The sequence below is a fragment of the Mycobacterium sp. B14F4 genome, assembly GCF_039871645.1.
GTDB lineage: Bacteria > Actinomycetota > Actinomycetes > Mycobacteriales > Mycobacteriaceae > Mycobacterium.
The window spans coordinates 233,893-250,430 of the sequence record NZ_JBDPMF010000007.1 but is presented as its reverse complement, the minus strand read 5'-3'; the positions used below and the strand labels follow the sequence as shown (position 1 = coordinate 250,430).

Here is a 16,538-nt window from a genome sequence, read left to right as displayed (position 1 = left end):
GCGAAATCCTTAGTTGATGGCGCCGTTGATCACGGGCTTGTCGATCGTCCCGTTCTCGACGCCCCAGTTCGTGGCGATCTCTTCGTACTGGCCGTTCTCAATGAGGTGCTCGAGCGCCTTCTGCAGCGACTGCGCCAGCGGTGAGCCCTTCCGCACCGGCCAGCCGTAGGGTGCGGCATCGAACACCTCCCCGGCTGCCTCGAGCTTGCCGTTGGTCTCCTTGATCGCATAGAGCGTCACCGGCGAATCCGCGGACATCGCGTCGGTCTGGCCGAGCACCACGGCATTGGTTGCGGCGTCCTGACCGTCGAACCTGACGATCTCGATCGGCGGGTTGCCGGCGTCGGTGCACGCCTTGCTCTTGGCGGGCAGCTCGTCGGTGTCCTGGTATGTGGTCGCCTGCACCGCAACCTTCTTGCCGCAGGCGTTGTTCGGATCAAGTGGCGAGCCGGGGCGCTGCGCCCACAGGGTGCCTGCCGAGAAGTAGGTGACGAAATCGACGGACTGCTCGCGCTCCTTCGTGTCGGTGAACGAGGACATGCCGACGTCGAAGGTGCCCTCCTGGATCGACGGGATGATCCTGGCGAAGTCGGCCTCGCGGTATTCCGGCCGCAGGCCGAGCGTTGCCGCGATCGCGTTCATCAAGTCCACGTCGAATCCCACGATCTTGCCGTCGGGATCCTTGAATTCGTTTGGCTTGTAGGGGATGTTGACACCGATGACCAGCTCGCCGGACGACTTGATCTCCTCGGGAACGGTGTTGGCGATCTCGTCGACCTTCTCGGCCGACACGGCCGGGGCCTGGCTGGTGGTCTCGCCGCCACCGCCGGTTTCGCTCGCGCAGCCGGACAGGGCGAATGCGCCGGCCGCAGCAAACACCACGGCGAAGCGCCAGAATTTCCCTCGACGGTTCTGACAGTCACCTAACACGTCTGCCTCTACTTTCTGCTCCGTGGACCCGACGCGAAGCGCCGGTAACGGAACAGTAGTAGAGACCTAACCCGCTGGCAGGCTTAATCCGAGCGCTACTCGACTCCCCAGACCTTTGGGCAGTACACGTACGCCGCGCCCTCGACCAAGGTTTCGGTCTCGGTCTGGCTCCAGTCGCCGGCGGTCACGGTGGAGAACAAATACCATGCACACCATAATGACGCGGTTCGAATCGATATCGAATCGCCATCTTAATTCCATTCCGCTATGCCACACTTCGGCCATGGAAAGCCTCGCTCCGCCCAGCATGCTGGGGCATCTCTGGAAATCCACCCTGCTCTCGGGGGTCCTGGCCGTCGCTCTCGGCGTGCTGATCTGGCTCTGGCCGGGAAAAACCATCGTCATCGCGGCGATTTTCTTCGGCGCCTATCTGCTGGTCACGGGCATTGCCCAGGTGATATTCGCGTTCAGCCTGCACGTCTCGGCGGGCGGCCGGGTGCTGCTGTTCATCTCCGGGGCCGCCGCACTGATCCTTGCCGTGCTGTGCTTCCGCAGTTTGCAGGAGTCGATCCTGCTGCTGGCGATCTGGATCGGTATCGGCTTCATCTTCCGCGGCGTGGCCACCGCGGTGTCCGCAATCAGCGATCCGACGCTGCCCGGACGCGCCTGGGAGATCTTCATCGGGGTGATCAGCCTCATCGCGGGCGTGGTCATTTTGGCGGCGCCGTTCGAGTCGCTCGAGACGCTGACCATCGTGGTTGGTATCTGGCTGATCGTCCTCGGTGTGTTCGAAATCGTGTCCGCGATCGGTATCCGGAAAGCGTCGAAGAACCTGGCCGCAGCCGTTTCCGAGCGTACTGCTCAGCCTGCCGAGTAGGCGCAACGGCACGCATCGCTACTACACTGTGTCGTAGATTGTGTCGGCGATGCTGGGGAGTGGCGGATGGATGCCTTGGACGTCTCACGGTGGCAGTTCGGGATCACCACCGTCTACCACTTCCTGTTCGTCCCCCTGACCATCGGGCTGGCGCCGATCATCGCCGCCATGCAGACGGCGTGGGTCGTCAGCGGCGACACGCGGTGGTATCGGCTGACCAGGTTCTTCGGCAAGTTGTTCCTGATCAACTTCGCGCTCGGCGTGGCCACCGGGATCGTGCAGGAGTTCCAGTTCGGAATGAACTGGAGCGAGTACTCCAGGTTCGTCGGCGACGTGTTCGGCGCTCCCCTGGCATTCGAGGGTTTGATCGCGTTCTTCTTCGAGTCGACCTTCATCGGGCTGTGGATCTTCGGGTGGCACCGGCTGCCGCGACTGGTGCATCTCGCCTGCATCTGGATCGTCGCGCTCGCGGTCAACGCCTCGGCGTACTTCATCATCGCCGCGAACTCGTTCATGCAACACCCGGTGGGAGCCCAGTTCAACCCGCAGACCGGACGCGCGGAGCTGGTCGACTTCGGTGCGCTGCTGACCAACAACACCGCCGTCTGGGCCTTCCTGCATGCGGTCGCCGGATCCTTCCTGACCGCAGGCACTTTCGTGGCCGGCGTGTCCGCCTGGTTGATGATCCGGGCGCACCGGCAGGCCGAGGAGCCCGACGCTCGCTCCATGTACCGCCCGGCGACGATCGCGGGCAGCCTGGTCGCGCTCGTGGCGGCCGCGGGCCTGTTCTTCACCGGCGACATCCAGGGCAAGCTGATGTTCGTTCAACAGCCGATGAAGATGGCGTCGGCAGAATCGTTGTGCCACAACGAAACCGACCCGGACTTTTCGATTCTGACCGTCGGCACCCAGAACAACTGCAGCAGCGTCACACATGTGCTCGATGTCCCCTACGTGCTGCCCTATCTGGCCGAGGGTGAGTTCAGCGGCGTCACCCTGCAGGGCGTCGAAGACCTACAGCGGCAGTATCAGGACCGGTTCGGTCCCGGTGACTACCGGCCGAATCTGTTCGTCACCTACTGGGCGTTCCGCGCAATGATCGGCCTGCTGCTGGTTCCGGTCGTGTTCGCGCTCACCGCGCTGTGGCTGACCCGGCGCGGCCGGATCCCGACGCAGCGGTGGTTCTCCTGGCTCGCGCTGATCTCCATCCCGACGCCGTTCCTCGCCAACTCGGCCGGGTGGGTGTTCACCGAAATGGGCCGTCAGCCATGGGTTGTGGTGCCCAACCCGACCGGTGACCCACTGGTCCGGCTGACCGTGCAAGAGGGGGTGTCGGGGCACGCTGCGGGCACGGTGCTGTTCTCGTTGGCGGTGTTCACGCTCGTTTACGGCGTGCTGGCGGTGATCTGGTTCTGGCTGATGCGCCGCTACGTGGTCGAAGGCCCCCAGGAGCACGACGCGGAACTCGCCCCTCCCGAACCGCCCGGAGAAGACGACGTCAAGCCGTTGTCGTTCGCGTACTAGGAGATTGTGGTGGGACTTCAAGAACTGTGGTTCGTGCTCATCGCGGCACTGTTTCTGGGCTTCCTGATTCTCGAGGGCTTCGACTTCGGTGTCGGCATGCTGATGATCCCCATGGGACGCGTGGGCGATGAGGACCCCGAGCCGCGTCGGCGCGCGGTGCTCAACACCATCGGCCCGGTCTGGGACGCCAACGAGGTTTGGCTGATCACCGCGGGGGCCGCGATGTTCGCGGCCTTCCCGAACTGGTACGCGTCGGTGTTCTCGGCGCTCTACCTGCCGCTGCTGGCAATCCTTTTCGGCATGATTCTGCGGATCGTCGGAATCGAATGGCGCGGCAAGATCGACGACGCCCGCTGGCGGTCCTGGGCCGACACCGGCATCGCGCTCGGGTCGTGGCTGCCCGCCCTTCTGTGGGGCGTCGCGTTCGCGATCCTGGTGCGCGGTCTGCCCGTCGACGCCGACGGCAATGCGCAGCCGTCGATTTCGGACGTGCTGAACCCCTACACGCTTCTCGGCGGCCTCGCGACCGCCTCTCTGTTCGCCTTCTACGGTTCGGTGTTCGTGGCGCTCAAGACGGCCGGCTCGGTGCGCGAGGACGCCTTCCGGTTCGCGCGTGCGCTGTCACCCCCCGTGGTCGTACTGGCAGGCGGCTTCGCGCTGTGGACGCAGGCGACCCACGGCAAGACGTGGACGTGGCTGGCGTTGGGGGTCGCGGTCACCGCGTTGCTCACGGCCGTCGCGCTGATGTGGGCGCGGCGGCGCGAGGGCGTCGCGTTCGCCGCCATGGTCGTGGTGGTGGCCGCCGTCGCGGTGCTGCTGTTCGGGTCGATGTACCCGAACCTGCTGCCGTCCACCCTGAACCCGGACTGGAGCGTGACGATCTTCAACGGCTCGTCGAGCGCCTACACGCTCACGATCATGTCGTGGGCGTCGTTGACGTTGGTGCCGCTGGTCATCGGCTACCAGGCGTGGACGTACTGGGTGTTTCGCAAGCGCATCAGCGCCGAGGCGATTCCCGCCCCCACGGGCCTGGCGAGGCGGGCATCCTGACGACCGTCGCCCGCGGACCCGTCGATCCCCGGCTCGTGCGTGGATCGTCGGCGATGCGTCGCTTCCTGGTCGCCACCACCGGCTACGGCGTGGTGATCTCGGCGTGCACGATCGCGTCGGCGGTCGTGCTGGCCGACATCGTGGCCCGGGTGATCACCGACCCGGCCCGACGCGACCTGCAGGCTCTTGCGTTGCCCTTGTGGATCCTGTTGTCGGTATGGACGATTCGCGTCGTCGCCCAGTGGCGGCAGGGCCGGGTCGCCCAGCGTGGTTCGAGCGCGGTGATCGCCGATCTGGCCGACCGGGTGCTCACCGCGGTCACCTCGCTCCCGCCGCGCCGCCTGGCCGAGCATCGCGACGACGCGGCTGCGGTGGTGACGCGCGGGCTCGACGGGCTCCGGCAGTACCTCACCACCTACATTCCCGCGCTGGTCCTGGCGGCGATCCTGACGCCCGCGACCGCGGCGGTGATCGCGGTGTACGACTGGAGATCGGCGGCGATCGTGTTGGTCGCCCTGCCCCTCATCCCGATCTTCATGGTGCTCATCGGGCTGGCCACCGCCGACCGCTCCGCCGCGGCGCTGGCGGCCATGAGCACCCTGCAGTCCCGATTGCTGGACCTCATCGCGGGACTGCCGACGCTGCGCGCACTGGACCGGGTCGGCGGTTCGGTGAGCAGAATCGCCGAACTGGGTGCGGCACATCGCCGTTCGACCATGGCCACGCTCCGGATCGCATTCCTGTCGGCGCTGGTGCTCGAACTGCTGGCCACCCTCGGGGTGGCACTGGTCGCGGTGAGTGTCGGCATGCGGTTGGTGTACGGGAACATGACCTTGACGGCGGGACTGACAGCGCTGCTGCTGGCGCCCGAGGTGTTCTGGCCGCTGCGGCGCGTCGGCGTGGCGTTCCACGCCGCCCAGAACGGAAAGACGGCCGCCGACGCGGCCTTCGCCCTCGTCGAACAGCTTCCCGCCCCGCCGGCCGGCGCACGGACGGTGACGGCCAAGGGTGCGACGATTCACATCGACGCGCTGGATGCCGACATCGAACCCGGCCGGGTGACCGTGCTGACGGGCCCCAACGGGGTGGGCAAATCCACGTTGCTCCAGGCCATCCTGGCGCTCGACAGGCCGCCGTCGGGCCGTGTCCTCATCGACGGTATCGACGTCGCGGATCTCGAACCGCGCGCATGGTGGTCGCAGGTGGCATGGCTGTCGCACCGACCGGTACTGATCGCCGGCACCGTGCTCGAGAACCTGGCGCTGTTCGGACCCCTGACCGATGTGCAGAGTGCCTGCCGCGCAGCCTATTTCGATGAGGTGCTGGCCGGGCTGCCGGAAGGACTGAACACGCGGATCGGGCGTGGTGGTGTCGGTCTGTCGCTGGGGCAACGCCAGCGACTGGGCCTGGCCAGGGCGTTCGGGTCACCGGCACCGGTGCTGCTCCTGGACGAGCCCACCGCTCATCTCGACACCGCCGCCGAGGACCGAGTGCTGCGCTCGGTGGTGGATCGCGCCGCCGCCGGCGACACGGTCGTCGTGGTGGGCCACCGCGACGCGGTACTGGCGATCGGCGACCGAATCGTGCCGGTGGGGTACGCCGATGTTTCTTGACCTGGTGCGGCCCCGACTGCCCCGGCTGCTGTTGGCGATCGGGCTCGGCGTGCTGTCGCTGGGCAGTGCGCTCGCGCTGGCCGGTGTCTCGGCATGGCTCATCACCCGGGCCTGGCAGATGCCTCCGGTTCTCGACCTGACGGTCGCGGTGGTCGCCGTTCGCGCGCTCGGCATCGCCCGCGGCGTGCTCGGCTACTGCGAACGGCTCGCCTCGCACGACACCGCGCTGCGGACCGCCGCGGCGGTCCGGGAGCGGCTGTACACGACTCTCGCCCGCGGCGACGCCGAAGCGGTCATGCGCCACCACAGCGGCGAATTGGTGACCCGCGCCGGCGCCGACGTCGACGAACTCTCCGATGTGCTGGTCCGCGCGGTGGTGCCGATCGCGGTCGCCGCCGTACTGGGGCTGGCCGCCGTCGGGACCATCGCAGTGATCTCCCCTGGCGCGGCGGCGTTGCTGGCGGCATGCCTCCTGGTCGCCGGTGTCGCGGCGCCATGGCTGAGTGCACGGGCCGCCGGCGCGGCCGAGAGGCTTGCAGCACAGCACCATTCGTCGCGCGATGCGGCGGTGATGACCGCGCTCGAACACGCGCCGGAGCTGCGTGTATGCGGTCGACTCGACGACTTCATCGCCGACGCCGGCCGCCAGCAACGCGAATGGGGCCGCGCCATCGACCGGGCGTCGGCACCCGCTGCGCTTGCCTGGGCGGCACCCGCCGCAGCGATCGGCGCCAGCGTTCTGGGCGCGGTCATCACCGGGATCGGTCTGGCGTCGACCGTGGCGCCGACGACGCTGGCGATCCTGATGCTGTTGCCGCTGTCGGCGTTCGAGGCCACGACGGCACTGCCCGGCGCCGCCGTGCAACTCTCCCGGTCCCGCAGCGCCGCCCGCTGGTTGGCCGAAATGACCGCGCCGTCGACTCCGTCGCGTCGCCGACCGAGCGTTCGCCCGGTCGACCTGGCACCTGGTGACCGGCTCGCGATCACCGGGCCCAGCGGCTCCGGTAAGACGACACTGCTGCTGAACTTGGCGGAAAAATATTCGGGCGCAGTATTTTTCGCCGAGGATGCGCACCTGTTCTCGACCACCGTGCGGGACAATCTGCTGGTCGCGAGGGGCGATGCCCGCGACGATGAGATAATCGACGCGTTGTCGCGGGTGGGGCTGGGTGCCTGGCTCGACTCACTGCCCGATGGCCTGTCCACCGTGCTGGTCGGAGGCGCGACATCGGTGTCGGCAGGACAACGCAGGCGCCTGCTGCTCGCCCGCGCACTCCTGACGACGGTTCCGATCGTGCTGCTCGACGAACCCACCGAGCACCTCGACGCCGCCGACGGTCGCCGGGTCCTCTCCGAACTGCTCAGTCCCGGCTCACTTTTCCCGGCTCAGCGCACGGTCGTCGTCGCGACCCATCACCTGCCGGACGTAGTTTTCTGTCGCACCGTTGATCTGGCGCTCGGCGGAGTAACCTCATCGCCATGAGCGAACCGGACAAACCCGAGACGCCGTCATCACCGCCATCGTCCGCACCGCCGGGACCTCCCCCGCCGCCGCCTCAGTACGGCACCTACCCGGGTGGCTATCCCCCGCCGCCGCAGCAGCCCTATCCCGGATACGCGCCGCCGCCCACCGGCCCGAAGAACGGCCTGGGCATCGCCTCGCTGGTGATCGCGATCATCGCGCTGCTGTCGGTGTTCGGCGGCATCGTGCTCGGCGTGGTCGCGGTGATCCTCGGGTTCCTGGGCTGGGGCCGGGCCAAGCGCGGTGAAGCCACCAACGGCGGGATGGCTGTTGCAGGCATCGTGCTCGGCTTTCTGAGCATCATCGAGGCCCTGGTCTTCATCGGCCTGGCTGTCTGGGGTTTCGGCGAGGTCGGCGGTGGCGACTACATCGACTGCCTGTCCCGCGCGGGCGGCGACCAGCAAGCCGTTCAGGAGTGCGCCGAGCAGTTCCAGCAGCGCGTCGAGGACCAGTTCTCGGTGACGTTGACCCCGACGCCCTAGTTGATGGTCGGACTCCTCAACGCTCCTCGTTCCTCGTCGCTATATCGTCGTCCGACTAGCGGGCCGGGAAATACTTGACGATGCCCTCCTGCACCACCGTGGCGATGAGCTGACCCGACCGGTCGAAGAAGTGCCCGGTGCCCAGGCCGCGGGAATCCGCTGCCACCGGCGAGGACGTCGAGTACAGCACCCACTCGTCGAATCGCACCGGCCGGTGGAACCACACGGAGTGGTTGGTGGTCACCGCGAAAATCCGGTCATAACCCCACGACAGGCCGTGGGTGGTGATGATCGAATCCAGCACGGTGGTGTCCGAGGAGTACACGAGCGCCGCCGCGTGCAGAACCGGGTCCTCGGGCATCTGACCCAGCGCCTTCATCCACACCCGGTTGTGCGGTAGCGCCTCGCCCTTGCTGCGCATCACCCAGGTCGGGTCGTTGGTGTAGCGCCAGTCGATCGGCCGCAGCGCGCTGACGAAGTGCGGAACGACGTCCTCGTAACCGCGCAGCAGGTCATGGACCGGCGGGACGTCGAGCGGGCCGGGCAGCTCGGGTGGCTCGATGCCGTGCTCGAGGCTGCGGCCACCGGACAGGAAGGACACCATCGCGGTGGTCAGCAGCTGGCCGTCCTGCATCACGTCGACGCGGCGATTGGCGAACCGGCGCTCGTCGCGCAGCCGCACGACGTGGAACTCGAGGTCCTTCTCCGGATCACCGCCGGCGATGAAGTGCACGGAGAGCGCGCTCGGCGGCGTCGGGTACGCGAGGCTGCGGCTGGCCGCCACGAAGGACTGGGCCATCATCTGGCCACCGAACGTGCGCACGGGGTTGCGGCTCGGATGAGAACCGACGTAGGTGGTGTCGTCGGTCTGCCGCAGGTCGAGTATCGCGAGCAGCTCGTCGAAGTCTGAGTTCATTGCTCTTCGCGCAAGCGGCTCATCGCCGGTCGACACTCGCATCCTCCCGGCCGCTAGACGTCGTCCTCCCCGATCCGGTGCACATGGATCAGATTCGTGGAGCCTACTGTGCCGGGCGGAATGCCCGCGATCACGACCACCAGGTCGCCGCGCCGGTACCGGCCGAGTTCGAGCAGCGACTTGTCGACCTGGCGGATCATGCCGTCCGTGGTCTGGATGTGCGGCACGATGAACGTCTCGGTGCCCCAGCTCAGCGCCAACTGGCTGCGCACCTCCGGCAGCGCTGTGAACGCCAGCAGCGGCAGCGGCGTGTGCAGCCGGGCCAGCCGGCGCACGGTGTCCCCGGACTGCGTGTAGGCCACCAGCGCCTTGGCGTCGAGCCGTTCGCCGATGTCGCGGGCCGCGTAGGAGATGACGCCGCGCTTGGTGCGTGGCACGTGGGTCAGCGGCGGCGCGGCCACCGAGTTCTCCTCGACGGCCGCGATGAGGCGCGCCATGGTCTTGACCGTCTCGAGCGGGTACTTGCCGACCGATGTCTCACCGGAGAGCATCACCGCGTCGGTGCCGTCGAGCACCGCGTTCGCGACATCGGACGCTTCGGCGCGGGTGGGCCTGGAGTTCTCGATCATCGACTCCAGCATCTGCGTGGCGACGATGACGGGTTTCGCGTTCTCCCTTGCCATTTGGATCGCGCGCTTCTGCACGAGCGGGACCTCTTCGAGCGGCAACTCCACTCCGAGGTCACCGCGGGCCACCATGATCGCATCGAACGCGAGCACGATCGCCTCGAGGTTGTCGATCGCCTCGGGCTTCTCCAGCTTGGCGATGACGGGCACGCGCCTGCCGACGCGGTCCATCACCTCGTGCACGAGTTCGATGTCGGCCGGTGAGCGGACGAACGACAGCGCGACGAGGTCGATCCCGAGGCGCAGCGCGAACTCGAGGTTCTCGATGTCCTTCTCGGACAGCGCGGGCGCGGACACGCTCATGCCGGGCAGCGACATGCCCTTGTTGTTGCTGACCTGACCGCCCTCGGTGACCGTGCAGACCACGTCGTTGCCGTCGATCTCTTCGACGACCAGCCCGACGTTGCCGTCGTCGACCAGTACGCGGTCCCCCGGGGAGGCGTCCTGCGCCAAGCGCTTGTAGGTCGTCGACACCCGATCGTGGGTGCCCTCGTAGTCGTCGACCGTGATGCGAACGGTCTCCCCCGCGGTCCAGGTCGTCGGCCCGTCCTTGAAGCGACCGAGGCGGATCTTCGGACCCTGCAGGTCGGCGAGGATGCCGACGGCGCGGCCGGTGGAGTCGGAGGCGGCGCGAACGCGCTTGTAGTTGGCTTCGTGGTCGGGGTAGTCGCCGTGGCTGAAGTTGAGCCGGGCGACGTCCATTCCGGCCTCGACCAGCGCACGGACGGCGTCGTCGGAGGCGGTGGCCGGGCCCAGGGTGCAGACGATTTTTCCGCGTCTATTCACGACAGATGAGCATAGTCGTTGATCGATTCAGACGACGGCCAGCGGAAGGGCGCCGGGGACCACCGGGGCGGGCAGATCCGACTCCCCCATCAGATACGCATCGACGGCATGCGCGGCGCTGCGACCCTCCGCGATCGCCCACACGATCAGCGACGCGCCCCGGTGGGCGTCGCCGCAGACGAAGACGCCGGAGGCGTCGGTCTGCCAGTCCGAACCGCACGACAGCGCACCGCGCCGGTTGAGCGTGAGCCCCATCGCGTCGAGCAGTGGCATGTGTTCGACTCCGTCGAACCCGATGGCCAACAGGGCCAGATCGCAGGGGATCTCCATGGGGTCTCCGACCGGGGTGATGATGCGTCGACCGTTGGCGTCGCGCTCGACTTTGACCTCGGCGATCACCATGGCCCGCAGATGGCCGCGATCGTCGCCGAGGAAGCGTTGCACCGCGACCTCGTAGCGGCGGTCGCCGCCCTCGGCGTGTGCGGGTGACAGGCGGGTGCGCAGCACGATCGGCCATGTCGGCCACGGTGAGCGTTCATCGTCGCGGACCTCGGGCGGTTCGGGGTTGTAGTCGAGTTGGGTGACCGACGTGGCCCCCTGGCGGTGTGCGGTGCCCAGGCAGTCGGCCCCGGTGTCGCCGCCGCCGATGATCACCACGTGCTTGCCCTCGGCGCTGATGGGACTGGGCCCGTCGCCCTCACACTCCTTGTTGGCCGGCACGAGATGCTCCATGGCCAGATGCACGCCGCCGAGATCGCGGCCTTCGACGTCGTTGTCGCGTGCGCGCAGGGCTCCGACGGCGAGTACGACCGCGTCGTACTGCGCCCTGAGCTGCTCGACGGACAGGTCTACGCCGACCTCGCACTCGGTGACGAAACGTGTTCCCTCCGCGCGCATCTGGGCCAGCCGCTGGTCGAGGGTCGCCTTCTCGAGCTTGTACTCGGGGATGCCGTAGCGCATCAGGCCGCCGATGCGGTCATCGCGCTCGTAGACGGTGACGTCGTGGCCGGCGCGCGTGAGCTGTTGTGCCGCAGCGAGTCCGGCGGGCCCCGAGCCGACGACCGCGACGCGCTTGCCGGTCGCGATTGCCGCGGGCTGCGGCTCGACAATGCCGTCCATCCACGCCTGGTCGGCGATGGTCTGCTCGATGCGCTTGATCGTGACGCTGCCGCCGGTGTCCTCCTCGGAGATGGACAGCACGCACGCGGCCTCACACGGCGCGGGACACAACCTGCCGGTGAACTCCGGGAAGTTGTTGGTGGCGTGCAGGCGGTCGCTGGCCGCGTCCCATCGACCGCGACGCACCAGGTCGTTCCATTCGGGGATCAGGTTGCCCAGCGGGCAGCCCGCGGTTCCGGAGTGGCAGAACGGGATTCCGCAATCCATGCAGCGACGGGCCTGTTGCGAGACCTCGCCGGCGCGCTGGTGCGGATCCTGCTGTTCGTAGACCTCGCGCCAGTCGCCGACTCGTTCGTCGACGGAACGCTTGGGCGCGTCGACCTTCGGGACTTTGAGGAACCCGGTGGGATCAGCCACGGCTGGCCTCCATGATCGCGGCGTCGACGTCACGTCCCTCGCGTTTGGCCAGCAGCGTCGCCTCCAGGACGCGCTGGTAGTCGCGGGGCATGATCTTGGTGAATTGGGCGCTGCGCCTCGGCCAGTCGGCCAGCACGGATGTCGCCACGCTGCTGCCGGTGTACTGCGCGTGCCTGGCTATGACCTCGCGCAGCCAAGCGAGGTCCTCGGGTTCGAGGCGCTGCAACTCGACCATCTCGGTGTTGACGCGATTGGGGTCGAGTCCGAGCACGAACGCGATGCCCCCGGACATGCCCGCGGCCAGGTTGCGGCCGGTCCTACCGAGCACCACCACCCGGCCGCCGGTCATGTACTCACAGGCGTGGTCGCCGACGCCCTCGACGACCGTCAACGCGCCCGAGTTGCGCGCGGCGAACCGCTCGCCGACCCGGCCGCGCAGATACAGCTCACCGGAGGTCGCGCCGAACAGCAGGGTGTTACCGGCGATCACGTTGTCCTCCGGCAGGAACAGCACGTCGTCCGGCGGCCGGACGATGATTCGGCCACCGGAAAGCCCCTTGCCCACATAGTCGTTGGCGTCGCCGACGAGTTCGAGCGTGATGCCCGGCGGCAGAAACGCGCCGATGGACTGGCCGGCCGATCCGGTCAGTGCGATGTGAATGGTGCCGTCGGGCAACCCCTGGGTGCCGTAGCGCCGGGTGACCTCGGTGCCCAGCAGAGTGCCGACGGTGCGGTTGACGTTGCGGACGGGCAGTTCGAGCCTTACCGGATGGGCGTCTTCGAGCGCGCCCTCGGCGAGCTGGATCAGCGTCTGGTCGAGCGACTGGTCCAGTGCGTGGTACTGCTCGCGGACCTTCCGCCTCGGCGTCGGTTCGCCGGTGTGGCCGTCCGGCGGAACGGCGAAGATCGGCGACAGGTCAAGACCCTGGCTCTTCCAGTGCGCGACGCCCCGGTCGGTGTCGAGCATCTCGGCTCGGCCGACGGCCTCGTCGATGCTGCGGAAGCCGAGTTCGGCGAGAATGCGCCGGATGTCCTCGGCGATGAAGCGGAAGTAGTTCTCGATGAACTCGGGCTTACCGGTGAACCGCTTGCGCAGTTCTGGGTTCTGGGTGGCCACGCCGACGGGGCAGGTGTCGAGGTGGCAGACGCGCATCATGATGCAGCCCGACACCACCAGCGGTGCGGTGGCGAAGCCGAACTCCTCGGCGCCCAGCAGAGCCGCGACGACGACATCTCGCGCGGTACGCATGCCGCCGTCGCACTGCACGGTGATGCGGTCGCGTAACCCGTTGAGCATCAGCGTCTGCTGGGTGTCGGCGAGCCCGATCTCCCACGGCACGCCCGCGTGCTTGAGGCTGGTCAGCGGTGCGGCGCCGGTGCCGCCGTCGTACCCCGAGATCAGCACGACGTCGGCGTGCGCCTTCGAGACTCCGGCGGCGACGGTGCCGACGCCGACGCTGCTGACCAGTTTGACGTGGATGCGCGCCTGGTCGTTGGCGTTCTTCAGGTCGTGGATGAGCTGGGCCAGGTCCTCGATGGAGTAGATGTCGTGGTGCGGCGGTGGCGAGATGAGGCCGACGCCGGGGGTGGAGTGCCGGGTCTTGGCGATGTTCGGGTACACCTTGTAGCCCGGAAGCTGGCCGCCTTCACCGGGTTTGGCACCCTGAGCCATTTTGATCTGGATGTCGGTGGCGTTGACCAGGTAGTCGCTGGTGACCCCGAAGCGGCCGGAGGCGACCTGCTTTACGGCGCTGCGGCGCAACGGATCGTAGAGCCGGTCGGTGTCTTCTCCCCCCTCACCGGAGTTGGATCGCCCGCCGAGCTTGTTCATGGCGATCGCCATGGTTTCGTGGGCCTCGGCGGAGATGGAGCCGTAGCTCATCGCGCCGGTGTTGAATCGGGTGACGATCGAATCGACAGGCTCGACCTCCTCCAGCGGAACTGGCGGCCTCAGCTTCTTGAACTCGAAGAGCCCACGCAGCGTGCCGCCCTCACGGGACAGCCGGTCGACCTCGTCGGAATACTGCCGGAAGACGTCGTGGCGGCCGGTGCGGGTCGAATGTTGCAGCAGGAACACGACTTCCGGCGTGAAGAGATGCAACTCGCCTTCGCGGCGGAAGGCGTACTCGCCGCCGACCTCCAGGCGTCGGTGCACGCGCTCGGTCGGGTTCTCCGGGTAGGCACGCCGGTGGCGCTGCTTGACCTCCTCGGCGATGACGTCGAGGCCGACGCCGCCGAGTTGGGTCGGTGTTCCGGTGAAGTACTCGTCGACGACGTCGGCATCGATGCCGACCGCCTCGAACGCCTGCGCGGCGGTGTAGGAGGCGACGGTGGAGATGCCCATCTTACTCATCACCTTCATCACGCCGTTGCCCAGCGCCTTGCAGTAGTTGCGCACGGCCGCGGCGGGTTCGATGCCGGTGAGTTCGCCTTCGCGGACCAGGTCTTCGATGGATTCGAAGGCCAGGTACGGGTTCACCGCGGCGGCGCCGAAGCCGATGAGCATCGCGATGTGGTGCACTTCGCGGGCGTCGCCGCTCTCGACGACCAAGGCGACGGTGGTGCGCTCCTTGGTGCGGACGAGGTGGTGGTGCACGGCGGAGACGGCGAGCAGCGACGGGATCGGCGCGCGGGTGTGGTCGGAGTCGCGATCGGAGATGACCAGTGTGCGTGCACCTTTCGCGATCGCATCGCACGCCTTCATGCGCAGCTCGTCGAGCGCCTCGACGAGGCCTTCGCCGCCGCGTTCGACGTCGTAGAGCGCCTTGAGGACCGTCGTACGGAGCCCGGGATGCTCACCGTCGTCGTTGATATGGACGATCTTGCCGAGCTCGTCGTTGTCGAGCACCGGCCAGCGCAGCACGATCTGCCGGCAGGAGGCCGCGGTGGGTTCGAGCAGGTTCTGTTCGGGTCCCATGATGCGGGCCATGGAGGTGACGATCTCCTCGCGGATCGCGTCCAACGGCGGATTGGTGACCTGGGCGAAGAGTTCGACGAAGTAGTCGTAGAGCAGCTTCGACCGTTGCGACAGCACCGCGGCGGGCGTGTCGGTGCCCATCGAGCCGAGCGGTTCGGCTCCGGAGGCGGCCATCGGGGTGAGCAGGATGCGCAGATCCTCCTCGGTATAGCCGAAGGCGATCTGGCGCTTGACGACGTTCTCGTGATTGGGCTGGACGCGGTTGCGGCCCGGGAGCGTGGTCAGGTCGAGGAGGCCGGCGTGCAGCCACTCGCCGTAGGGTTCCTGCGCGGACAGGTTCTCCTTGATCTCGTCGTCGGTGACGATGTGGCCGGCGGCGGTGTCGACGAGGAACATCTTGCCCGGCTGCAGGCGACCCTTGGCGACGATCTGCGCGGACGGCACGTCGAGCACCCCACTCTCGCTCGCGAGAATGACGCGGTCGTCGATGGTGCGCCACCAGCGTCCCGGTCGTAATCCGTTGCGGTCCAAAACGGCTCCGACAAGCGTGCCGTCGGTGAAGGTCACGCACGCCGGACCGTCCCACGGCTCCATCAACGAGGCGTGGAACTGCCAGAAGGCCCGCTCCTCGGCGTCCATGGTGGTGTTGTTCTCCCACGCCTCGGGGATCATCATCAGCACGGCGTGGGGCAGGCTGCGGCCGCCGAGGTGCAGCAGTTCGAGGACTTCGTCGAACGATGCCGAGTCGGATGCCTGTGGCGTGCAGATCGGCGACAGGCGCGACAGGTCGCCCGGGATCTTGGCGCTGGCGAGCATCGCCTCGCGCGCGTGCATCCGGTTGCGGTTCCCGCGGACCGTGTTGATCTCACCGTTGTGCGCGACTAAGCGGAACGGGTGAGCCAACGGCCAGGAGGGAAAAGTGTTGGTGGAGAAGCGGCTGTGCACGATTGCGATCGCGCTCTGGCAGCGCTCGTCGCGCAGATCGGAAAAGTATTGCGGCAGCTGCGTTGTGGTGAGCATGCCCTTGTAGACGATGGTACGGCTGGACAGCGAAGGGAAGTACACGCCCTCGCGTTCGGCCCGCTTGCGCAGCGGGTAGACGCACCGGTCGAGTTCGACGCCGCCGACGCCGCGGTTCGACGTGACGAACAGCTGCTCCATGTGCGGCATGCAGCTCAACGCAGTCTTGCCGATGTCAGCGCCGTCGGGGTCGACGGGCAGTGTCCGCCAGCCGAGGATCTTGAGGCCTTCGTCGTCGGCGATGGCTTCCACCGCCTCGCGGGCTCGGGCGCGGGCTTCGGGATCTCGGGGCATGAAACAGATGCCGGCGGCGGATGCGTTGGTGTCGTCGAGCGCGGGCGCGGGTAGCTCGAAGTCGGCGGCCTCGCGAAGCATTTGGACTGGCAACTGGATCAGGATGCCCGCACCGTCACCGCTGTTGGTCTCGGCGCCCGCGGCGCCGCGGTGGTCGAGGTGTTCCAGGGCGGTCAACCCATCGGTGACGATGGCGTGCGACCGGCGGCCCTGGATGTCGGCGACCATGGCGACGCCGCAGGAGTCCGCCTCGTTGGCGGGGTCGTAGAGACCCTGGCGGTCGGGAAATGCCGAGAAGAGCATCGAGAGGCACCTTCGCAGTCCGGAGAAGTTCATGTCCGGGACTGCACCGGCCCTGACGAAATTGTATCAGCGCAACCGGTGG

The 16,538-nt window shown here is 67.7% G+C and carries 11 protein-coding genes; 6 read left to right on the top strand and 5 right to left on the bottom strand.

The features are described from left to right. Positions 1-9: 9 nt before the first annotated feature. Positions 10-930, bottom strand: coding sequence for an ABC transporter substrate-binding protein (locus ABGB19_RS20255; protein WP_347687772.1), 921 nt, complete (start codon positions 928-930; stop codon positions 10-12). A gap of 283 nt (positions 931-1,213) precedes the next feature. On the opposite strand from ABGB19_RS20255, the gene ABGB19_RS20250 reads away from it, so the two are divergent. From ABGB19_RS20250 to ABGB19_RS20225, 6 genes are all read left to right on the top strand, one after another. Continuing rightward, on the top strand, positions 1,214-1,807 hold the full coding sequence (locus tag ABGB19_RS20250; protein WP_347687771.1) for an HdeD family acid-resistance protein: 594 nt from the start codon (positions 1,214-1,216) through the stop codon (positions 1,805-1,807). Between the two features lie 66 nt (positions 1,808-1,873). Continuing rightward, on the top strand, positions 1,874-3,331 hold the full coding sequence (locus ABGB19_RS20245; RefSeq protein ID WP_347687770.1) for a cytochrome ubiquinol oxidase subunit I: 1,458 nt from the start codon (positions 1,874-1,876) through the stop codon (positions 3,329-3,331). Between the two features lie 9 nt (positions 3,332-3,340). Further along, positions 3,341-4,381, top strand: coding sequence for a cytochrome d ubiquinol oxidase subunit II (gene cydB, locus ABGB19_RS20240; RefSeq protein WP_347687769.1), 1,041 nt, complete (start codon positions 3,341-3,343; stop codon positions 4,379-4,381). Between the two features lie 53 nt (positions 4,382-4,434). Then, on the top strand, positions 4,435-5,994 hold the full coding sequence (cydD, locus tag ABGB19_RS20235) for a thiol reductant ABC exporter subunit CydD (protein ID WP_347687768.1): 1,560 nt from the start codon (positions 4,435-4,437) through the stop codon (positions 5,992-5,994). Beyond that, on the top strand, positions 5,984-7,477 hold the full coding sequence (locus ABGB19_RS20230) for an ATP-binding cassette domain-containing protein (protein WP_347687767.1): 1,494 nt from the start codon (positions 5,984-5,986) through the stop codon (positions 7,475-7,477). Before cydD ends, ABGB19_RS20230 begins: the two co-directional genes overlap by 11 nt. After that, entirely contained in the window at positions 7,474-7,998 is a 525-nt protein-coding gene (locus ABGB19_RS20225; protein ID WP_347687766.1) for a DUF4190 domain-containing protein, read from the top strand. Before ABGB19_RS20230 ends, ABGB19_RS20225 begins: the two co-directional genes overlap by 4 nt. Positions 7,999-8,053: 55 nt before the next feature. Here the strand turns inward: ABGB19_RS20225 and ABGB19_RS20220 are convergent, their stop codons facing one another. Genes ABGB19_RS20220 through gltB form a run of 4 tightly spaced genes read right to left on the bottom strand, consistent with a single transcriptional unit; the run spans position 8,054 to position 16,456 of the window. After that, on the bottom strand, positions 8,054-8,914 hold the full coding sequence (locus ABGB19_RS20220; RefSeq protein WP_347687765.1) for an acyl-CoA thioesterase II: 861 nt from the start codon (positions 8,912-8,914) through the stop codon (positions 8,054-8,056). A gap of 53 nt (positions 8,915-8,967) precedes the next feature. Continuing rightward, positions 8,968-10,386: a pyruvate kinase gene (pyk, locus tag ABGB19_RS20215; protein ID WP_347687764.1), complete on the bottom strand. Its 1,419-nt coding sequence runs from the start codon at positions 10,384-10,386 to the stop codon at positions 8,968-8,970. Between the two features lie 27 nt (positions 10,387-10,413). Next, entirely contained in the window at positions 10,414-11,922 is a 1,509-nt protein-coding gene (locus ABGB19_RS20210; RefSeq protein ID WP_347687763.1) for a glutamate synthase subunit beta, read from the bottom strand. Continuing rightward, positions 11,915-16,456, bottom strand: a complete 4,542-nt coding sequence (gene gltB, locus ABGB19_RS20205) for a glutamate synthase large subunit (RefSeq protein ID WP_347687762.1) — start codon at positions 16,454-16,456, stop codon at positions 11,915-11,917. Before gltB ends, ABGB19_RS20210 begins: the two co-directional genes overlap by 8 nt. Positions 16,457-16,538 lie beyond the last annotated feature (82 nt).